Source organism: Mycobacterium sp. IDUB_21 (assembly GCF_055419425.1).
Genome location: NZ_JBVAXQ010000001.1, coordinates 344,854 through 360,242 on the forward strand (window position 1 = coordinate 344,854; position 15,389 = coordinate 360,242).

Consider the following 15,389-nt stretch of genomic DNA (forward strand, 5'->3'; position numbering starts at 1 on the left):
AGCGAAACCGATACTTGCATAAGCGTTCCGCTTAATGGTGCTTTTGGTTGCTCGCATCCGTCAACATCTCTCGCAGTCGCCGCTTGTCGACTTTGCCGGTCGACCCGCGCGGAACGGCGTCGGCATTCTCAACCAGCAGCCACACCGTCGGCACCTTGAACGAGCTCAGCAGGGCGCGGGATTTCTCCCGCAGCTCTTCGACGGTGAGCGCGTCGCCGGCGACCATCGCCCCCACCCGGTCGCGTCCCGCGTCGGGCACGTTGGTGACGAACGCGGCTGCGACGCCGCCGATGGCCCGCAGCGCCTTCTCGACCTCGCTCGGGTACACCGTGGCGCCACTGACCTTGAACATGTCGTCGGATCTGCCGTGGTAGAACAGGAACCCGTCGTCGTCGAGGCGGCCCAGATCGCCGGTGGGGTAGAAGCCGTCGACGGTGAACGTGTCTTCGCGACTGCGCCGGCAGATGCCGCGCAGGATGTGCGGTCCGCGTAGCTGGATCATCCCGATCGTCCCGACCGGTACCTCGACACCGGTGTCGAGGTCGACGATCCGAACCTCCATGCCGGCGAACGGTTTTCCGCAGCTCCCCCAGGCCGATCGCGGCATGTCGGTGTCGGCGGCATAGCCGCAGTAGGGTCCGAACGACTCGGTCATCCCGAACAGGTTGGCCCGCGCCCCGGGCTCGGCGCGCAGCTCCGGAAGAAGCAGCGCTTCCAGGCTGCCGGGACGCAAGGCCGACAGGTCGGTGTCGCCGCGATGCCGGGCCAGATTCTCGGCCTGATCCGGCCAGCCGCGAAACAGTGTGACCCGTGCGGATTCCAGCAGCCTGCACGTGGTCTCCGGTTTCGGGATCCCTTCGGTGACCAGGGTCGCCCCGGCCAGCAGCGCCGACAGCACGCCGCCGCCGAAGCCGCCCACCCAGAAGAACGGCATCGGCAGATACAGCCGGGTGTCGGCATCGATGCAGCGGGCAGCCAGACCGGCGCGCACGGCGCCCAATGCGCTGCCGTGCGAGTGCAGCACCCCCTTCGGCGGGCCGCTGCTGCCCGAGGTGAACATGATCACCAGCGGGTCGGCGGGCGTGACGCTCGCGGCCAGCGGATCGATTATCCGAGCCGGGCCGGCGTCCGCGGCGCTGGACGCCAACTGGTCTGCGGTCCAGACATGTTGCAGCGCGGGCAGGTTCCCGGGCAGGTCGTCGAGGTAACGGCGTCCGCGGAACTCCTCGACACCGATCAGGAACTGCACGGCGGCGACGCGCAACTGGGCGGCCAGCTCCGGTTCGGTGAGCAGAGTGCTCAGTGGAACCAGCACCGCGCCGACGCGGGTCAACGCGATCGCGGTGCGCACCCAGTCGACACCGTTGGGCATGATCAGCCCGACCCGAGTGCCCTTGCCGACGCCGGCTTGCACCAAGACCGCGGCCAGTTCCCGAGACGACGCGTCGAGGTCGGAGTAGCTGATCCGGTTGACCGGATCGATGACCGCCGGCTTGGCTCCATTGGTGGCCTGGGCACGGACCAGCGTGTCGATGGTCAGAGTCTCACTCATCGAACACCTTTGCCAGTCCACGCAGGTCGACCTTGCCGCTGGAGAGCAGCGGGATCTCGCCGGCCGGCAGCGTGGTGAAGACGCGGGGGATCTTGTACGCCGACAACTCCGCTTTGAGCCGTTCGCGCAGTGATCCCTCGTCGACTTCGGTGTCGCCCTGCACGATGACGGCCGCGACGACCTGCCCGCGCTCCGGGTCCGGGATGCCGACCACGTGGGCGACGGCGCCGCCGGTCACCTTCGCGATGGCGCGTTCCACCTCGGCCGGTGAGACATTGACGCCGGCGGCCTTGATCAGCGAGTCCCGCCGGCCCAGGTAGTAGTAGAACCCGTCCGCATCGGTGCGGACCAGGTCTCCGGTGGCGAACCAGCCGTCGGCGTCGAAGCACTCCTCGCGGCTGCGTTTGTGGTAGCGCTGCATCAGGTAGCTTCCGCGCACCAACAATTCGCCGTCCTCGATGCGGCATTCGAATCCGGGTGCCGGCTTACCGAAGCTGCCGCGCCGGTGCTCGGGTTGGTCGGTGTCGTCAGCGCTCAGCAGCACCGGGCCGCCGGTCTCGGTCATCCCGAGCATGTGGTGGCGCAACTCCGGGTCGGTCGGGCGGGCGTCCGGTGCCATGATCGGATACAGGTTGCCGCGACGAAGCGTGGACAGATCTCGTCGCCCGAGGCTGGGGTGCTGACTCAGGGCGGTGATTCCGGTGACGAAACCGTTGGTCACGGTGGGCCTCTCGGCCTCCAGCAGATCCAGCACAGCTGCCGGGTCGGTGGCGTTGGAGCACAGCAGCGTCGACCCGGCCAGCACGGTGGCCAGCAGTGCGAACGCAAACCCCCCGACCCAGAAGAACGGGGAGTTGCAGAACAGAATGTCGGCTTCGGTGAGCCGGCGGATCTCGTTGAGGCTGCGTTGGTGGCCGAGCAACCCGGCGTGGCTGTGGATCACCCCTTTCGGAGCGCCGGACGACCCGGAGGTGTAGATGACGGCCAACGGATCACCGGGATCGACATCAGCTTCCAAGGCCGCCAGTGCGGCCCCGTCGAAGGTATCGACCAACGGTGTGTCGGCGTCGAACGCCAGGTGGCGCAGCTGCGGTGCGTGGGTGCTGAACAGTGTTGCCCCGCCGGCGATGTCGATGTCGGCGAGTGCTTCGGCGAGCCGTTGCCGGTAGTCGTGGGACCGGTATGACTCGGCGGCCAGCAGGATCCGCACATCGCTGTGGGCCAGTTGGCGACGGAGCTCCGGCGCGGTGGCGAACGTGGGGAACGGAACCACCACCGCGCCGATGCGGGCCGCAGCCAGCATGCCCACCACGAAGGCCGCACCGTTGGGGTACAGCAACCCGACGTGACTGCCCCTGCCGGCTCCGAGTGCAACGAGACGTTGAGCCAGGCCGGCGGAGCGTTGCTCGGCGTCGGTATAGCTGATGCGCTCCGCGTCGCAGATCAGCAGTGGGTGAGCACCACGCGAACCGGCTTGGGCACGCAGGATTTCCGGCAGCGTGTCAAAGCATTCACTGGGCATGCTGGCCCTGTGCGCCGATCAGCGCCCGTACAGCGCCCAGGTCGGCTTTGCCCGAGGGTGTCCGCGGAAGAGCATCGACGATGGCGATGTCGGTGGGAATTTCATAGCGCGCCAGCCGGGTGCTCAGGAAGTCGATCAGTGCCTCGGCGTCAGCGGTGGCGCCGGCGCGCAGTTCGACCGCGGCGACCGGTATCTGGCCGAGGCGATCATCCGCACGCCCCACGACGGCAGCGCCTTTGACCGCCGGATGGGCCTCCAGTGCGACGCGGACATCGTCGGGCATCACCTTGAACCCGCCCCGGATGATGGCCTGATCCGCCCGGCCCAGGATCCACACGAAGCCGTCGGCGTCGATGCGCGCCAGGTCGGTGGTGCGCATCCAGGCCGTGTCGGGCCCGAGCTGCCCGGGCTTGACCTCGAGCAGCCCGGGCTCATCGGGTCCGAGTGGGACACCGTCGTCGCCGACCACCCGCAGTTGCGCCCCCAGACTGGCCCGGCCGACGCTGCCGCGCTTGTCGCGCCAGAACTGCTGGTAGTCAGGGAGAGTCCAGCCGGCTACTCCGCCGCCGAACTCCGTTGCCGCATAAGAGGTGAGCACCGGGATGCCGAACTTCTCGGTGAATGCGTCGGCATCGTCGGCCGACAGCGGCGCGGTGCCGGAGGTGACCGCACGGATGCTGGACAGATCCTCGCGGCTCAGCGCCGAATGCAGCACCATCCGCAGCGCCGCCGGCACCAGCGATACCGCACGCGGCTGATACTTGCGTACCGCCTGCGCCCAGCGGTCCAGTTCGAAGCGGTCCAGCAGTACGAAGGATCTCGCCTCGGCAACACACTGCAGCACCCGGAAGACCCCGCCGATGTGCACCAGCGGTGAGTTGACTATCGCGACACCGCGCCGCATCTCCGTCGGCTCGGGACCGGGGCCGATCACGCTGTGCGCCAGCATGTCGTAGCGCAGGTCGACACGCTTCGGGGGACCGGTCGTTCCGCTGGTCAGCATCCACACCGCCACGCCGGGGCGGCCGGCTTCCGAGGCGGGTGTAGTGGCCGGTCTGATCTCAGGCTCGGCGGTGAGATCGGAGATGGACACCACGGTGGTGCTCGATGACGGCGTGACCAGTGCGGCCAGATCGTCGGGCTCGCCGATGATCAGCGGCAGCTCGAGCGCGGCGATATCGGCGCGGGTGCGGTCGTCGCCGCGCGACGGGTTGATGACCACCACGCAGCCCTCGGCCAGCAGCACCCCGAGCAGCGCGGCCAGCTGCGGAGGGCGGTTGCGCAGCAGGATTCCCACTCGGGTGCCGGCAGCGGTCAATCCCGCGATGCGCCAAGCCATATCATCGAGCTGAGTCCAAGAGAACCACTGATCGGCGTACTCGAACGCGCGCGCCTGCGGCTGCAGAGCGAGCACCGCGGCGATACGTTCGCTGAGCGGATGAGCCATCAGCGGATGCGCGGCGCGGTCGGGGGAGGGGGAGGCTGCGCGTCGAGCTCGGCCTTACCGAGCGGGTTGCCCAGTCGGGTGTAGATCAGGCCTTGTTCCAGGGCGGCGCGGTACGGCTTGTCCAGTGACTCCCAGATCGCCTTCACCGTGCCCTGGGTGGCCGACGGCGGTTTGGCCGCGATGCCGGCCGCAATCTGATGCGCCCGGGTCCAGAGCCGTTCGGGTGCCACAACTTCCGACACCAGGCCGATACGCAGTGCGGTCTCCGCGCCGACCCGCTCGTCGTTGCCCATCAACGCGATCCGCAAGGCGTCTCCCAGCCCGATCCGGCGCATCAGCCCGATCGGCTCCAGGGCGCAGACCAGCCCGGCCGAGACGTGAGAGTCGAAGAATGTGGCGTCCTGCGAGCAGATCACCACATCGGACTCATTGACGAAATAGAACGCGCCTGCGGTGCACATGCCCTGCACCGCGCAGACCACCGGCTTGAACATCTTCTGCCATTTGGGGCTCAGCGCCTCACCGGGATCTTCGTGATTCCAGACGTTGTCGGGCTGCCCGTAGGAGGCCTTGATGTCCAGTCCGGCGCTGAAGGCCCGGTCGCCGGCGGCTCGCAGCACGACGGCGTTGACGGCGGCGTCGAGTTTGACGATGCGCCACGCGGCGATCATCTCCTCGCACATGGTGCGGTTGAACGCGTTGAGCCGATCCGGCCGGTTCAGCGTGATGGTGGCGACCCGATCGGTGCGGTCGAAGTCGAGGAGGATGGTCTCGAAACTCATCGGCACAGCCATTCCGGTGCGCGCTTCTCGACGAAAGCTTTGGGGCCCTCCAGCGAATCGGTGGTGTGCAGGTTGCGTTCCCGGAACGCTTCGGCGAGCATCTCGGCCTCGTGCAGCGGCAGGTCGAGGCCCTTGAGGATCGCCAGCCGGGTTCCGCGCACGGCCAGCGGCGCATTCGAGTTGATAATGCCGGCGATCTCGTGCGCGCGTTCCAGCAGGCGGTCATGCTCCACCACCTCGCTGATCATCCCGAGCTCGTAGGCGCGCTGGGCGTCCATCCGCTCGTGGCGGCCCATCATCGCCATCCGCAGCGCGACCGAGCGCGGCAGCACCCTGGCCAACCGCACCACCTCGCGGCCGGCGACCAGGCCGATCGAGACGTGCGGGTCGAAGAAGGTCGCACGGTCCGAGGCGATGACGATGTCGCCGGTGGTCACCCAGTCCAGGCCTGCGCCACAACATATTCCGTTGATCGCGGCCAAGACCGGCTTGGCCATCGTCCGGAACGGAGGAGTGCCCTCCTGCGGGGCTTCCCACTGCTCGTAGCTGGACAGGTATGGCCGCTCGTTGATCACCTTGCCGTCACCGGGGATCGCCTTCACGTCGGCGCCGGTGCAGAACGCCCGCCCCGTCCCGGTCACGACGAGCAGCCACACCCGGTCATCGTTCTCGGCCTCGGCGTAGGCGGCCCGCAGCTCGGTGACCATGTGCGGGCTCAGCGCGTTGAGCGCCTCGGGACGGTTCAGCGTGATCGTAGCGGTGTGCTCGTCGAGCTCATAGGCGATGGTGTCGAACGTCGGCATGGCCGGTTCCCTTCCTCTCAGCGGCCGGTGAAGCCCGGTGGGCGCCGCTGCGTGAACGCGGCCAGGCCCTCTTTGAAATCCGCGGTGCGGCAGCTGAGTTCAAGATTGAACAACTCCTGTGTCATGGCTTGCGCCAGCGTTGCCTGCTGGCTGTAATCGAGCGCCTGCTTCGTCAGGCCGATCGCGACCGTGGGTCCGTCGGCCAAGCGTCCCAGCAGTTCTTCGGTGGCGGCGCCGACGTCGGCCGGTGCCGCGGCCTGATGTATCAGGCCCCATTGTTCGGCGGATGCTCCGCTGACCTTCTCGCCGAGCAACAACATGCGTCTGGCCCGGGCCAATCCGACCAGGCGCGGCAGCAACCAGGTGGCTCCCGAGTCGGGGCTGAATCCCCGCGCCAGGAACGGCTCCCAGAACACGGCGTCGTTCGCGGCGACGGTGAAGTCGGCGGCCAGCGCCAGATTGCAGCCCAACCCCACCGCCCAGCCCCGGACGCTGCACACCACCGGCAGTTGGATGGTGTGCAGCAGTTCGATCACCCGATGCGCGGCATGCGGGATGCGCCGAACCAGATCGGCGGTGCGGGGCCGGCGGTCGGTCGCGTTGGTGGTGACCCAATCCGCGCCCGCGCAGAAGTCATCACCGGACCCTTGGATGTGGATGGCACGCAGGGCGTCGTCGCTCGCCGCCACGGTCAGAACGTTGACCAGCGTTTCGGTCATCGGTGCGCTGAGGGAGTTCCGGCGTTCCGGACGAGTCAGGGTCAGTCGGAGCACCGCCCCGTCGCGCCGCGCCGTCACCGTGCCATCGCCAGGGGGGTCGGCGGAGTCGGACCCGGAATCGGGAGAGTCGGCCACTGTGGTGTCCACCCTTCAACGCTATATCGTGATGGCTACAGTAGGCGATACGATTGCGCGATTCGACAGGGATTCGACGAGGAAGGGCCTCATGGCGGACGGTTCGGGCAGCTCGGCGGTTTCTGCCGACGGCGGCCGCTTCGGTGAGCCGCCGCTGGATCAGACCGTTGCGGCGGCCGGCGCCGTGCGCCGGATGACGGGGCTGCTGCTCGCGCTGGAGCACCCCCACCCGGTGGTGGACGACATGCTGGCACGCTTTGCCGACTGGGAGCGGCAACTGGCCGCGGTCGCCCCGGTGCAGCAGACGCCTCGCCTCGAGTTGGAAGACGGCGGTCGGGTCTACCTCAACCATGCGTTCGATGTCGGCTCGTTCAACCCCAGCTTCCCCGAGTACCGGTTCGACCAGCTCGACGCCGAGACGGCCTCCGGCCGTGTCACATTCCCGCTGGTGTACGAGGGCCCTCCGGGGTTGGTGCACGGTGGCTTTCTCGGCGTGTTCTTCGACTGCGTGACCCAGCATCAGAGCTGCGCGGCGGGCTTGGCCGGCCGCACCCGCTCGCTGCTGGTCAGCTACCGCCGTCCGACGCCCATTCTCACCGAGCTGGACTTCGACATCGTGCGAACCGAGGTCGAGCGGGGGCTGACGTCCACCGCGCGGCTGTCGTATCGCGGCGAGGTGCTGTGCACCGGCGAGGTCACCACCGCGGCGATGCCACCGGAGAAGGTGAGCGCCAACCGATTCGGCCGACGGCGTGAGGAGCCCCAGCTATGAGTGACACCACCGACGACCGGGTGCTCTTCGATATCGATCCGGACGGGCGGATCGCCACCATCACCCTGAACGACCCGGCACGGCGCAATTCCTACGACGCGGCGATGCGAGACGCGGTGGCCCGTTGCCTGGACCGCGTCGCCGAGGACGACGACGTCGTGGTGGTGCTGCTCCGGGGCGCCGAGGGTGTGTTCAGCACCGGCGCCGACATGAACAATGCCTACGGCTGGTACGGCGAGCGTGAGGGCGCCGAACGTCCCGCGAAAAATCGCCCCAGTCAACGCCGTCGGCTCACCGTCGACCGCCGCTCATTCGGCTTTTACCACAACCTGATGGGCTTCCCGAAGGTCACGGTCGGGGAGATCAGCGGCTACGCCCTCGGCGGAGGCTTCGAGATGGCGCTGATGACCGACATCTCGGTGATCGCCCGCGACACCAAGATCGGGATGCCGGCGACCCGCTTCTTGGGCCCGGCGCTGGGCAGCCTGCACATGTTCTTCCATCGTCTCGGCCCGGTGCTGGCGCGCCGGATGCTGCTGACCGGCGACATCATCGAGGCCGCGGCAGTCGAGCACTTGGGCGTCTTCACCGAAACCTGCGAGCCGGAGGCGGTTTCGGCACGGGCGCGGTACTGGGCGCAGAAGGCGGCGAAGATGCCCGCCGACGGGGTGGTGATCGCGAAGGAGGCATTCCGCCTCGTCGAGCAGAGCCAGGCATATCAGGGCGAAGAGGTCGCGAGCTATCTGTTCCACGCCTACGGCACCAACCTGCAGTTCGGGCCGGGGGAGTTCAACTTCGTCAAGACCCGCGCGCAGCACGGAACCAAGGAGGCGTTCCGGCTGCGCGACGAGCATTTTCACGTCCCGGAACCGTGAGCGCCGAGCACGGCCGCGACAAACCAGTATCTTTACAAAAACAACGAGTAATGTAAGGTCGGAAAAATGCCTACACCTGTCATCGTCGGTGCCGTCCGCACGGCCATCGGACGCTCATTCAAGGGAACCCTGGTCAACACCTCCGCGGAGACACTGATCACCACGGTGGTGCCCGAGGTGATTCGTCGGGCCGGCATCGCGCCCGCGGATATCGACGACATGATCTTCGCCGAATCCCACTACGGCGGTGGCGACATGGCGCGCTTCGCGGCCGCCGCCTGCGGCATGGAGTCGGTGCCCGGCCAGGCGGTCAACCGGCACTGCGCCGGCAGCCTGACCGCGATCGGCAACGCCGCCGCGCAGATCGGCTCCGGGATGGAGCGGGTGCTGATCGCCGGCGGTGTGCAGACCCTGTCGATGCTGCCGATGATGAAGATGCGCATCCCCGGGCCCGAGCTCAACTTCGCGGAGCCGTGGATGCCGCCGACCCACCCCGAGACGGTGGACGCGCCGACTCGCGACATGTCGATCACCGTGGGCTGGAACACCGCCCAGGCCGTCGGTATCACCCGCGAGGAGATGGACGCCTGGGCGGCCCGATCGCATCAGCGTGCGATCGCCGCGATCGACGCCGGCAAGTTCATCGACGAGATCGTGCCGCTGAAGGTCCAACTGCCCGACGGCACCGTGACCGAATTCAGCGTCGACGAGTTTCCACGCCGCGATACCACGGCGGAGAAACTGGCGGGCCTGAAGGTGCTGCACCCCGAGATCGAGGGATTCTCGATCACCGCCGGGAACAGCAGCGGCACCAACGACGCTGCCGCCGCGGTCGCACTCGTCGACGCCGACTACGCGCAGGCCAAGGGGCTCAACGTCATGGGCACGGTGAAAGCCTGGGCATCCGCAGGGGTCGCCCCGCGCGACACCGGACTCGGCGCGGTCAAGGTGATCGGCAAGGTGCTGGAGCGGGCCGGGCTGCGGCCTGAGGACGTCGCACTGTGGGAGATCAACGAGGCATTCGCCTCGGTGCCGATCGCGGCATGCCGCGAGTACGGCCTCGACGAGGAGCTGGTGAACTTCTCCGGCAGCGGTTGCAGCCTCGGTCACCCGATCGCCGCCTCCGGCGCACGGATGGTGACCACCCTGGCCTATGAGCTGCAGCGGCGTGGCGGCGGCATCGGCGTGGCGGCGATGTGTGCCGGTGGCGGCCAGGGCGGCGCCGTGGTGATCGAGGTCTAGCGGGCCTTAGAAGCGCTGGAAGGGCTGGCAGGGGTGGCCGAGGTGCTGGTGCGTCGCCGGCCCGGCTTGCCGTTCTTCTCGATCAGTCGCTCGGCGTGGTCGAGGATGCAGTCGAGCCCGTACTCGAAGTTGGCGTCGTCCGCCGCACCGATCCGATGACCCTGCCGGGTGGTCTCTGCCAGCAGCGGGGTGACCTCGGGGTCGATGACGAGCGCCTCCTCGAAGTCGGACGGTCCCTCGGCGTCCGAAGCCCGGTTCTTCTCGTAGAGGCGGCGCAGCACCACCGATCCACGGATATGGACCGAGATCGTCGAGTAGGTGTCGAAGGCATCCTGCGGCGACAGTCCTGCCTCCACCAGGCTTGCGATCGCCCGCTCCACCTCTTGGACACCGAGTTGCGCGGCTCGCGGACTCAACGCGGCCCGAATCAGGATCAGGTCGCACAGGATCGGGTTGCCCAAGAACGTCGACCGCATGCTGTGGGCGTGGTTGCGCAAGGTTTGGCGCCAGTCCTTTGCCTGCACATACGGGGTGGCGAATACGTACTGGCGCAAGGCCCGAGTGGTCATCGCGTTGAGGAGGTCGTCCTTCTTGCGGAAATACCAGTAGATGCTCGTCACCCCGACACCGAGATGCTTGCCGAGCAGCGGCATGCTCAGGTTGTCGACCCCGATCTGTTCGGCGAGCTCGAACGCGCCGTCGATGATGTCGTCGGGATTGATGGATCCGCGTTCGCGCCGCTGACGCTTCTCGGCGACTGGCTGTTTTGCCACTGCGGGCACCTCCGATTCTGGTCGACACGGCCGGATTCTTCGCCGTTAGACGTCAAACCTACCTGTGGCCGTCGTCGTCCCCGGGTATTGAGCTTCTCTTACCGTAAACCCTATGGTAAGCATTTTGGTATAGGTAGTCACAACGCCTGAAGGGTGAGCTTGTGTCAGAAGCGGTACTGCGTGAGCGTCGCGGTCGGATCCTTGTCATCACGATCAACCGGCCGGAAGCGCGAAATGCGGCGAACAAAGCGGTCGCTGAAGGTTTGGCCGCGGCCTGCGACGAACTCGATGACACCCCGGAACTGTCGGTGGCGGTGCTGACCGGAGCCGGCGGGAATTTCTGTGCGGGGATGGACCTCAAGGCGTTCGCGGCCGGGGACCTGCCGTATGTCCCGGGGCGCGGGCTCGGCTTCACCGAGCGCCCGCCGCGCAAGCCGATCATCTCCGCCGTCGAGGGTCATGCGGTGGCGGGCGGCACCGAGCTGGTGCTGGCCACCGACCTGGTGGTGGCGGCAAAAGGCGCGAAATTCGGTATCCCCGAGGTCAAACGCGGATTGGTCGCCGCCGGCGGGGGCCTGTTGCGGTTGCGGGACCGGATCCCCCGCCAGAAGGCATTCGAATTGGCCCTCACCGGTGAGAGTTTCACCGCGGAGCAAGGTGAGCTGTGGGGCTTCGTCAACGTGCTGACCGAACCGGGCGAGGCGCTGGCCGGGGCCATCGAGCTGGCCGAGCGGATCACGGCGAACGGCCCGCTCGCGGTGGCGGTGACCAAGGACATCATGGTCCGCTCCGTCGACTGGACGCAGGACGAGATGTGGCAGAAACAGGGAGAACTCATCGCGCCGGTGTTCGCGTCCAACGATGCCAAAGAAGGCGCCATCGCCTTCGCGGAGAAGCGCGCGCCCAACTGGACCGGCGCCTGAACTTTACAGCTCGGACCCCTAGATCGAACGTGAGGAGAAGTCATGTCTTTTGCAGGTGAAGTGGTGCTGGTAACCGGGGGCGCCGGTGGTCTGGGTGAGGCCACGGTCCGCCGGCTGCACGAAGCCGGCGCGGCGGTCGTTATCGCCGACCTGGCCGACGAGAAGGCCACCAAGCTGGCGAATGAGCTGGGCAACAAGGCCGTCTACGTGCGCACCGATGTGCTCAACGACGATGATGTGCAGGCGGCACTGACCAAGGCCGACGAACTCGGCACTCTGCGTTATGCGGTGATCGCCCACGGTGGCTTCGGCGTGGCGGACAAGATCGTCGCCCGCGACGGCAGCCCCGCCCCGATGGACGGTTTCGCCAAGACCATCGCGCTATATCTGACCGGCACCTACAACGTGCTCCGGCTGGCGGCGGCCAAGATCGCCACAACCGAGCCGGGTGCCAACGGCGAGCGGGGTGCGATCGTGATGACGTCGTCGATCGCCGGTATCGAGGGGCAGATAGGCCAGTCTTCGTACGCGGCGGCCAAGGGCGGGGTGATCGGATTGACCCTGTGCGGCGCCCGGGACCTCAGCTCGGTCGGCATCAGGCTGAACAGCATTGCGCCGGGCACCATCCGTACGCCGGCGATGGAACGGGCCACCGACGCGATGCTGGCGAAGTTCAGCGAAACGGTGCCGTTCCCCAAACGGCTCGGCACCCCCGACGAGTACGCCAACCTGGCTCAGCACCTGCTGGAAAACACTTACATCAACGGCGAAGTCGTGCGCATCGACGGTGCCCAACGTTTCCAGCCGCGCTGAGCCGGCCGGTGCCGTAGCGGTCGGGTAGCCGTGGATCTGGGTCTGCAGGATGCGAGCGCCGTCGTCGTCGGCGGCGGCCGCGGGATGGGGTTGGCCACCGCCCGCTGCCTGGCCGACGACGGCGCGCGGGTCGCTGTCGTGGCGCGCTCGGCTGCCGACCTCGACCGCGCAACCGAGGACCTGGCCCGACGCGGCAGCCCCGACGCGATCGGCTTGGTCGCCGATGTCTGCGACGAGCAGCGGGTGGGTGAGGTCTTCGCCGAGCTGGGAAGGCGCTGGGGCGGCGAACTCAACATCCTGGTCAACGCGGCCGGTCCCGATGTGCAGGGCAGCTTCGAGGACCTCACCGACGAGCAGTGGCACCGGGCCATCGACCAGGGCGCGATGGGGATCGTGCACACCGTGCGAGCCGCACTGCCGTTGCTGCGCAAGGCCGAATGGGCCAGGATCGTCAATTTCTCGGCACAGTCGACCCAACGCCAGAGCACCGTCCTGGCCGCCTATACCGCGGCCAAGGCGATGGTCAACAGCATCTCGAAGAACCTCTCATTGCTGCTGGCTCCCGATGAGATTCTGGTCAACGTGGTCTCGCCCGGCAGCGTCGCCTCCGAGGCGTTGACCGGCTGGGCCCGCACGGTCGGTGTGGACGGTGCGGACCCGTACCGGTTGATGGAAGCCATCACCGAGCATTTCGGGCATCCGGCACACCTGCCGCGTGCCGGGCTGCCCGATGAGGTCGGAGCGGTGGCGGCCTTTCTGGCCTCCCGCCGCAACTCCTACATGACCGGCGCCAATATCAACGTCGACGGTGGCTCGGATTTCGTGTGAAGTCACCTCTGACCTGCTGACATAGCCATATTCGGTCCGGTCGCGACGGGTTGCGGAATGCAGTACCGAAAGGTATACAGTAAGAATCATTCCAGTGGCGCTCCCGAGGAGGTGCGGTACCGATGACCGCTGCCGAGGACGTGGAGGCGGACAGCGCGGTGCTCTACGAGGTGCGCGGCGGCGTCGCGGTGATCACCCTCAACCGCCCGCAGCGGCTGAACTCCTGGGGGGCGGACATCGCGGCCGGCGTATACGCCGCGACCGATCGTGCCGAGGCGGATCCCGAGGTGCGGGTGATCGTGCTGACCGGCAATGGCCGCGGCTTCTGTGCCGGGGCGAACCTGGGCTCCACCACGAGCATCGAGGAGTCCGGCGTCGGATCCGAAGGCTCGGAAACCGATGTGGCCCAGGTGGTCGGGGAGCGCCAGCCGTACTTCCTCACCGAACTGCGTAAACCCGTCATCGCGGCGATCAACGGCGCCTGTGTCGGTATCGGCCTCACCCACGCGCTGATGTGCGACGTCCGGTTCGCGGCGGCCGGAGCCAAGTTCGCCACTGCTTTCACCCGCCGCGGCTTGATCGCCGAATACGGGATCACCTGGATCCTGCCGCGGCTCGCTGGCTGGGGTGCGGCGATGGATCTGCTGCTGAGCGGGCGGACCTTCCTGGCCGACGAGGCCCGCGAACTCGGCCTGGTCAACCACGTCGTCCCGCCCGAGCTGCTGTTGGAACGAGCCATGGAGTACGCCGGGGACATCGCCGCGAACTGTTCTCCGGCATCCCTGGCGGTGATCAAGGCGCAGGCCTACCGCGACGCGCTCGACGACGTCGCCGCGGTGAGCGCCCGCGCCGAGACGCTGATGTACGAATCGCTGGCCCGGCCCGACCTCATCGAGGGAATCACGAGTTTCCTGCAGAAGCGGCCACCGCGATTCCCGCCGCTGCAGTGAGCGGCGGAATGGGCATGGATCTGGAAAGGATGAAGCATATGGCGCTGGACTACAAAGCAATTGACGTCGACAACCACTACTACGAGCCGGTGGACTCGTTCACCCGGCACCTGGACAAGAAGTTCAAGCGCCGCGGGGTGCAGATGCTCAACGACGGCAAGCGCACCTGGGCGGTGATGGGCAACCAGGTCAATCAATTCATCCCGAACCCGACCTTCGACCCGATCATCGTGCCCGGCTGCCTGGACCTGCTGTTCCGCGGCGAGATCCCCGAGGGCGTCGACCCCGCATCGCTGATGAAGGTCGAGCGCCTTTCCGAGCACCCGGAGTACCAGAACCGCGACGCGCGGGTCGCGGTGATGGACACCCAGAGCATCGAGACGGCGTTCATGCTGCCGACTTTCGCGTGCGGCGTCGAAGAAGGACTCAAGGACGACATCGAAGCGACGATGGCTTCGGTGCACGCCTTCAATCTGTGGCTCGACGAGGACTGGGGCTTCGACCGCCCCGATCACCGGATCGTTGCGGCGCCGATCATTTCGCTGGCCGACCCCGTCGCGGCGGTGCAGGAAGTCGAGGACGTGCTGGCCAAGGGAGCCAAGATGGTGCTGGTGCGGCCCGCGCCGGTGCCCGGTGTGGTCAAGCCGCGCTCGCTCGGCGACCCCAGCCACGACCCGGTCTGGGCGCGGCTGGCCGAAGCCGGGGTTCCGGTGGGATTCCACCTGTCCGACAGCGGCTACCTGCACATCGCCGCGATGTGGGGCGGCAAGTCGACCTTCGAGGGATTCGGCGCGAAGGATCCCCTGGACACCGTCCTCCTCGACGACCGGGCGATCCACGACACGATGGCCTCGATGATCGTGCACGGCGTCTTCACCCGGCACCCGGCGCTGAAGGCGGCCAGCATCGAGAACGGGTCGTATTTCGTCCATCGGTTGATCAAGCGGCTCAAGAAGGCCGCCAACAGCCAGCCGCGGTACTTCCCCGAGGACCCGGTCGAGCAGCTGCGCAACAACGTGTGGATCGCCCCCTACTACGAAGACGACCTCCCCCTGCTCGCGCAGACCATCGGCGTCGACAAGATCCTGTTCGGCTCGGACTGGCCACACGGCGAGGGGCTGGAAACTCCGGTGTCGTTCGCCGGTGAGCTGACCGGGTTCGATGCCGCGGACATCCGGAAGATCATGCGCGACAACGCGTTGGATCTGCTCGGCGTCAACGTGCGGGCTTGAGTGGGATTGAGCGAGCGGGCC

15 protein-coding genes are annotated in these 15,389 nt (G+C 67.4%); 8 read left to right on the forward strand and 7 right to left on the reverse strand.

Features of this window, described 5'->3' with window-relative positions:
• Nucleotides 1–31: 31 nt before the first annotated feature.
• The 6 genes from ACZYY4_RS01675 to ACZYY4_RS01700 are packed head-to-tail and all read right to left on the reverse strand — an operon-like array spanning nucleotide 32 to nucleotide 6,903.
• Nucleotides 32–1,552, reverse strand: a complete 1,521-nt coding sequence (locus ACZYY4_RS01675; RefSeq protein ID WP_463807680.1) for a class I adenylate-forming enzyme family protein — start codon at nucleotides 1,550–1,552, stop codon at nucleotides 32–34.
• Complete coding sequence (locus ACZYY4_RS01680; protein WP_463807681.1) at nucleotides 1,545–3,074, reverse strand: class I adenylate-forming enzyme family protein; 1,530 nt, start codon at nucleotides 3,072–3,074, stop codon at nucleotides 1,545–1,547. The genes ACZYY4_RS01675 and ACZYY4_RS01680 overlap by 8 nt, the downstream gene beginning before the upstream one ends.
• Nucleotides 3,064–4,521, reverse strand: a complete 1,458-nt coding sequence (locus ACZYY4_RS01685) for a class I adenylate-forming enzyme family protein (protein ID WP_463807682.1) — start codon at nucleotides 4,519–4,521, stop codon at nucleotides 3,064–3,066. The genes ACZYY4_RS01680 and ACZYY4_RS01685 overlap by 11 nt, the downstream gene beginning before the upstream one ends.
• Entirely contained in the window at nucleotides 4,521–5,303 is a 783-nt protein-coding gene (locus ACZYY4_RS01690; protein ID WP_463807683.1) for an enoyl-CoA hydratase/isomerase family protein, read from the reverse strand. The genes ACZYY4_RS01685 and ACZYY4_RS01690 overlap by 1 nt, the downstream gene beginning before the upstream one ends.
• Nucleotides 5,300–6,106, reverse strand: a complete 807-nt coding sequence (locus ACZYY4_RS01695; protein WP_463807684.1) for an enoyl-CoA hydratase/isomerase family protein — start codon at nucleotides 6,104–6,106, stop codon at nucleotides 5,300–5,302. The genes ACZYY4_RS01690 and ACZYY4_RS01695 overlap by 4 nt, the downstream gene beginning before the upstream one ends.
• A gap of 17 nt (nucleotides 6,107–6,123) precedes the next feature.
• A complete protein-coding gene (locus ACZYY4_RS01700; protein ID WP_463807953.1) occupies nucleotides 6,124–6,903 on the reverse strand; it encodes an enoyl-CoA hydratase/isomerase family protein in 780 nt (259 codons plus the stop codon).
• Between the two features lie 148 nt (nucleotides 6,904–7,051).
• Between ACZYY4_RS01700 and ACZYY4_RS01705 the strand changes: the two genes are divergently transcribed.
• From ACZYY4_RS01705 to ACZYY4_RS01715, 3 genes are all read left to right on the forward strand, one after another.
• The gene (locus ACZYY4_RS01705) at nucleotides 7,052–7,732 is read left to right on the forward strand and encodes a hotdog family protein (RefSeq protein ID WP_463807685.1); all 681 of its coding nucleotides are present in this window, start codon (nucleotides 7,052–7,054) and stop codon (nucleotides 7,730–7,732) included.
• On the forward strand, nucleotides 7,729–8,607 hold the full coding sequence (locus tag ACZYY4_RS01710; RefSeq protein WP_463807686.1) for an enoyl-CoA hydratase/isomerase family protein: 879 nt from the start codon (nucleotides 7,729–7,731) through the stop codon (nucleotides 8,605–8,607). The genes ACZYY4_RS01705 and ACZYY4_RS01710 overlap by 4 nt, the downstream gene beginning before the upstream one ends.
• Nucleotides 8,608–8,673: 66 nt before the next feature.
• Nucleotides 8,674–9,849 (forward strand): thiolase family protein, encoded by a 1,176-nt coding sequence (locus ACZYY4_RS01715; RefSeq protein WP_463807687.1) that lies wholly within the window; start codon nucleotides 8,674–8,676, stop codon nucleotides 9,847–9,849.
• Here the strand turns inward: ACZYY4_RS01715 and ACZYY4_RS01720 are convergent.
• The gene (locus tag ACZYY4_RS01720; protein WP_463807688.1) at nucleotides 9,846–10,622 is read right to left on the reverse strand and encodes a TetR/AcrR family transcriptional regulator; all 777 of its coding nucleotides are present in this window, start codon (nucleotides 10,620–10,622) and stop codon (nucleotides 9,846–9,848) included. The genes ACZYY4_RS01715 and ACZYY4_RS01720 overlap by 4 nt on opposite strands.
• Nucleotides 10,623–10,783: 161 nt before the next feature.
• Here ACZYY4_RS01720 and ACZYY4_RS01725 point away from each other — a divergent pair, with 161 nt between their 5' ends.
• From ACZYY4_RS01725 to ACZYY4_RS01745, 5 genes are all read left to right on the forward strand, one after another.
• Complete coding sequence (locus ACZYY4_RS01725; protein WP_463807689.1) at nucleotides 10,784–11,545, forward strand: crotonase/enoyl-CoA hydratase family protein; 762 nt, start codon at nucleotides 10,784–10,786, stop codon at nucleotides 11,543–11,545.
• 42 nt (nucleotides 11,546–11,587) lie between these two features.
• The gene (locus tag ACZYY4_RS01730) at nucleotides 11,588–12,358 is read left to right on the forward strand and encodes an SDR family oxidoreductase (protein WP_463807690.1); all 771 of its coding nucleotides are present in this window, start codon (nucleotides 11,588–11,590) and stop codon (nucleotides 12,356–12,358) included.
• 30 nt (nucleotides 12,359–12,388) lie between these two features.
• A complete protein-coding gene (locus ACZYY4_RS01735; RefSeq protein WP_463807691.1) occupies nucleotides 12,389–13,186 on the forward strand; it encodes an SDR family NAD(P)-dependent oxidoreductase in 798 nt (265 codons plus the stop codon).
• A gap of 122 nt (nucleotides 13,187–13,308) precedes the next feature.
• Complete coding sequence (locus ACZYY4_RS01740; protein WP_463807692.1) at nucleotides 13,309–14,136, forward strand: enoyl-CoA hydratase; 828 nt, start codon at nucleotides 13,309–13,311, stop codon at nucleotides 14,134–14,136.
• A 38-nt stretch (nucleotides 14,137–14,174) separates the two neighbouring features.
• Nucleotides 14,175–15,368 carry an amidohydrolase family protein gene (locus ACZYY4_RS01745; RefSeq protein ID WP_463807693.1) on the forward strand — a complete coding sequence of 398 codons (1,194 nt, stop codon included), beginning with the start codon at nucleotides 14,175–14,177 and terminating at the stop codon, nucleotides 15,366–15,368.
• Nucleotides 15,369–15,389: the final 21 nt, after the last annotated feature.

Bases quoted from the DNA above. Each gene is read 5' to 3' on its own strand.
- ACZYY4_RS01695 (WP_463807684.1), bottom strand. From the start codon at position 6,106: ATGCCGACGTTCGACACCATCGCCTATGAGCTCGACGAGCACACCGCT.
- ACZYY4_RS01715 (WP_463807687.1), top strand. From the start codon at position 8,674: ATGCCTACACCTGTCATCGTCGGTGCCGTCCGCACGGCCATCGGACGC.
- ACZYY4_RS01740 (WP_463807692.1), top strand. From the start codon at position 13,309: ATGACCGCTGCCGAGGACGTGGAGGCGGACAGCGCGGTGCTCTACGAG.
- ACZYY4_RS01710 (WP_463807686.1), top strand. From the start codon at position 7,729: ATGAGTGACACCACCGACGACCGGGTGCTCTTCGATATCGATCCGGAC.
- ACZYY4_RS01685 (WP_463807682.1), bottom strand. From the start codon at position 4,521: ATGGCTCATCCGCTCAGCGAACGTATCGCCGCGGTGCTCGCTCTGCAG.
- ACZYY4_RS01705 (WP_463807685.1), top strand. From the start codon at position 7,052: ATGGCGGACGGTTCGGGCAGCTCGGCGGTTTCTGCCGACGGCGGCCGC.
- ACZYY4_RS01690 (WP_463807683.1), bottom strand. From the start codon at position 5,303: ATGAGTTTCGAGACCATCCTCCTCGACTTCGACCGCACCGATCGGGTC.
- ACZYY4_RS01675 (WP_463807680.1), bottom strand. From the start codon at position 1,552: ATGAGTGAGACTCTGACCATCGACACGCTGGTCCGTGCCCAGGCCACC.
- ACZYY4_RS01730 (WP_463807690.1), top strand. From the start codon at position 11,588: ATGTCTTTTGCAGGTGAAGTGGTGCTGGTAACCGGGGGCGCCGGTGGT.
- ACZYY4_RS01680 (WP_463807681.1), bottom strand. From the start codon at position 3,074: ATGCCCAGTGAATGCTTTGACACGCTGCCGGAAATCCTGCGTGCCCAA.
- ACZYY4_RS01745 (WP_463807693.1), top strand. From the start codon at position 14,175: ATGGCGCTGGACTACAAAGCAATTGACGTCGACAACCACTACTACGAG.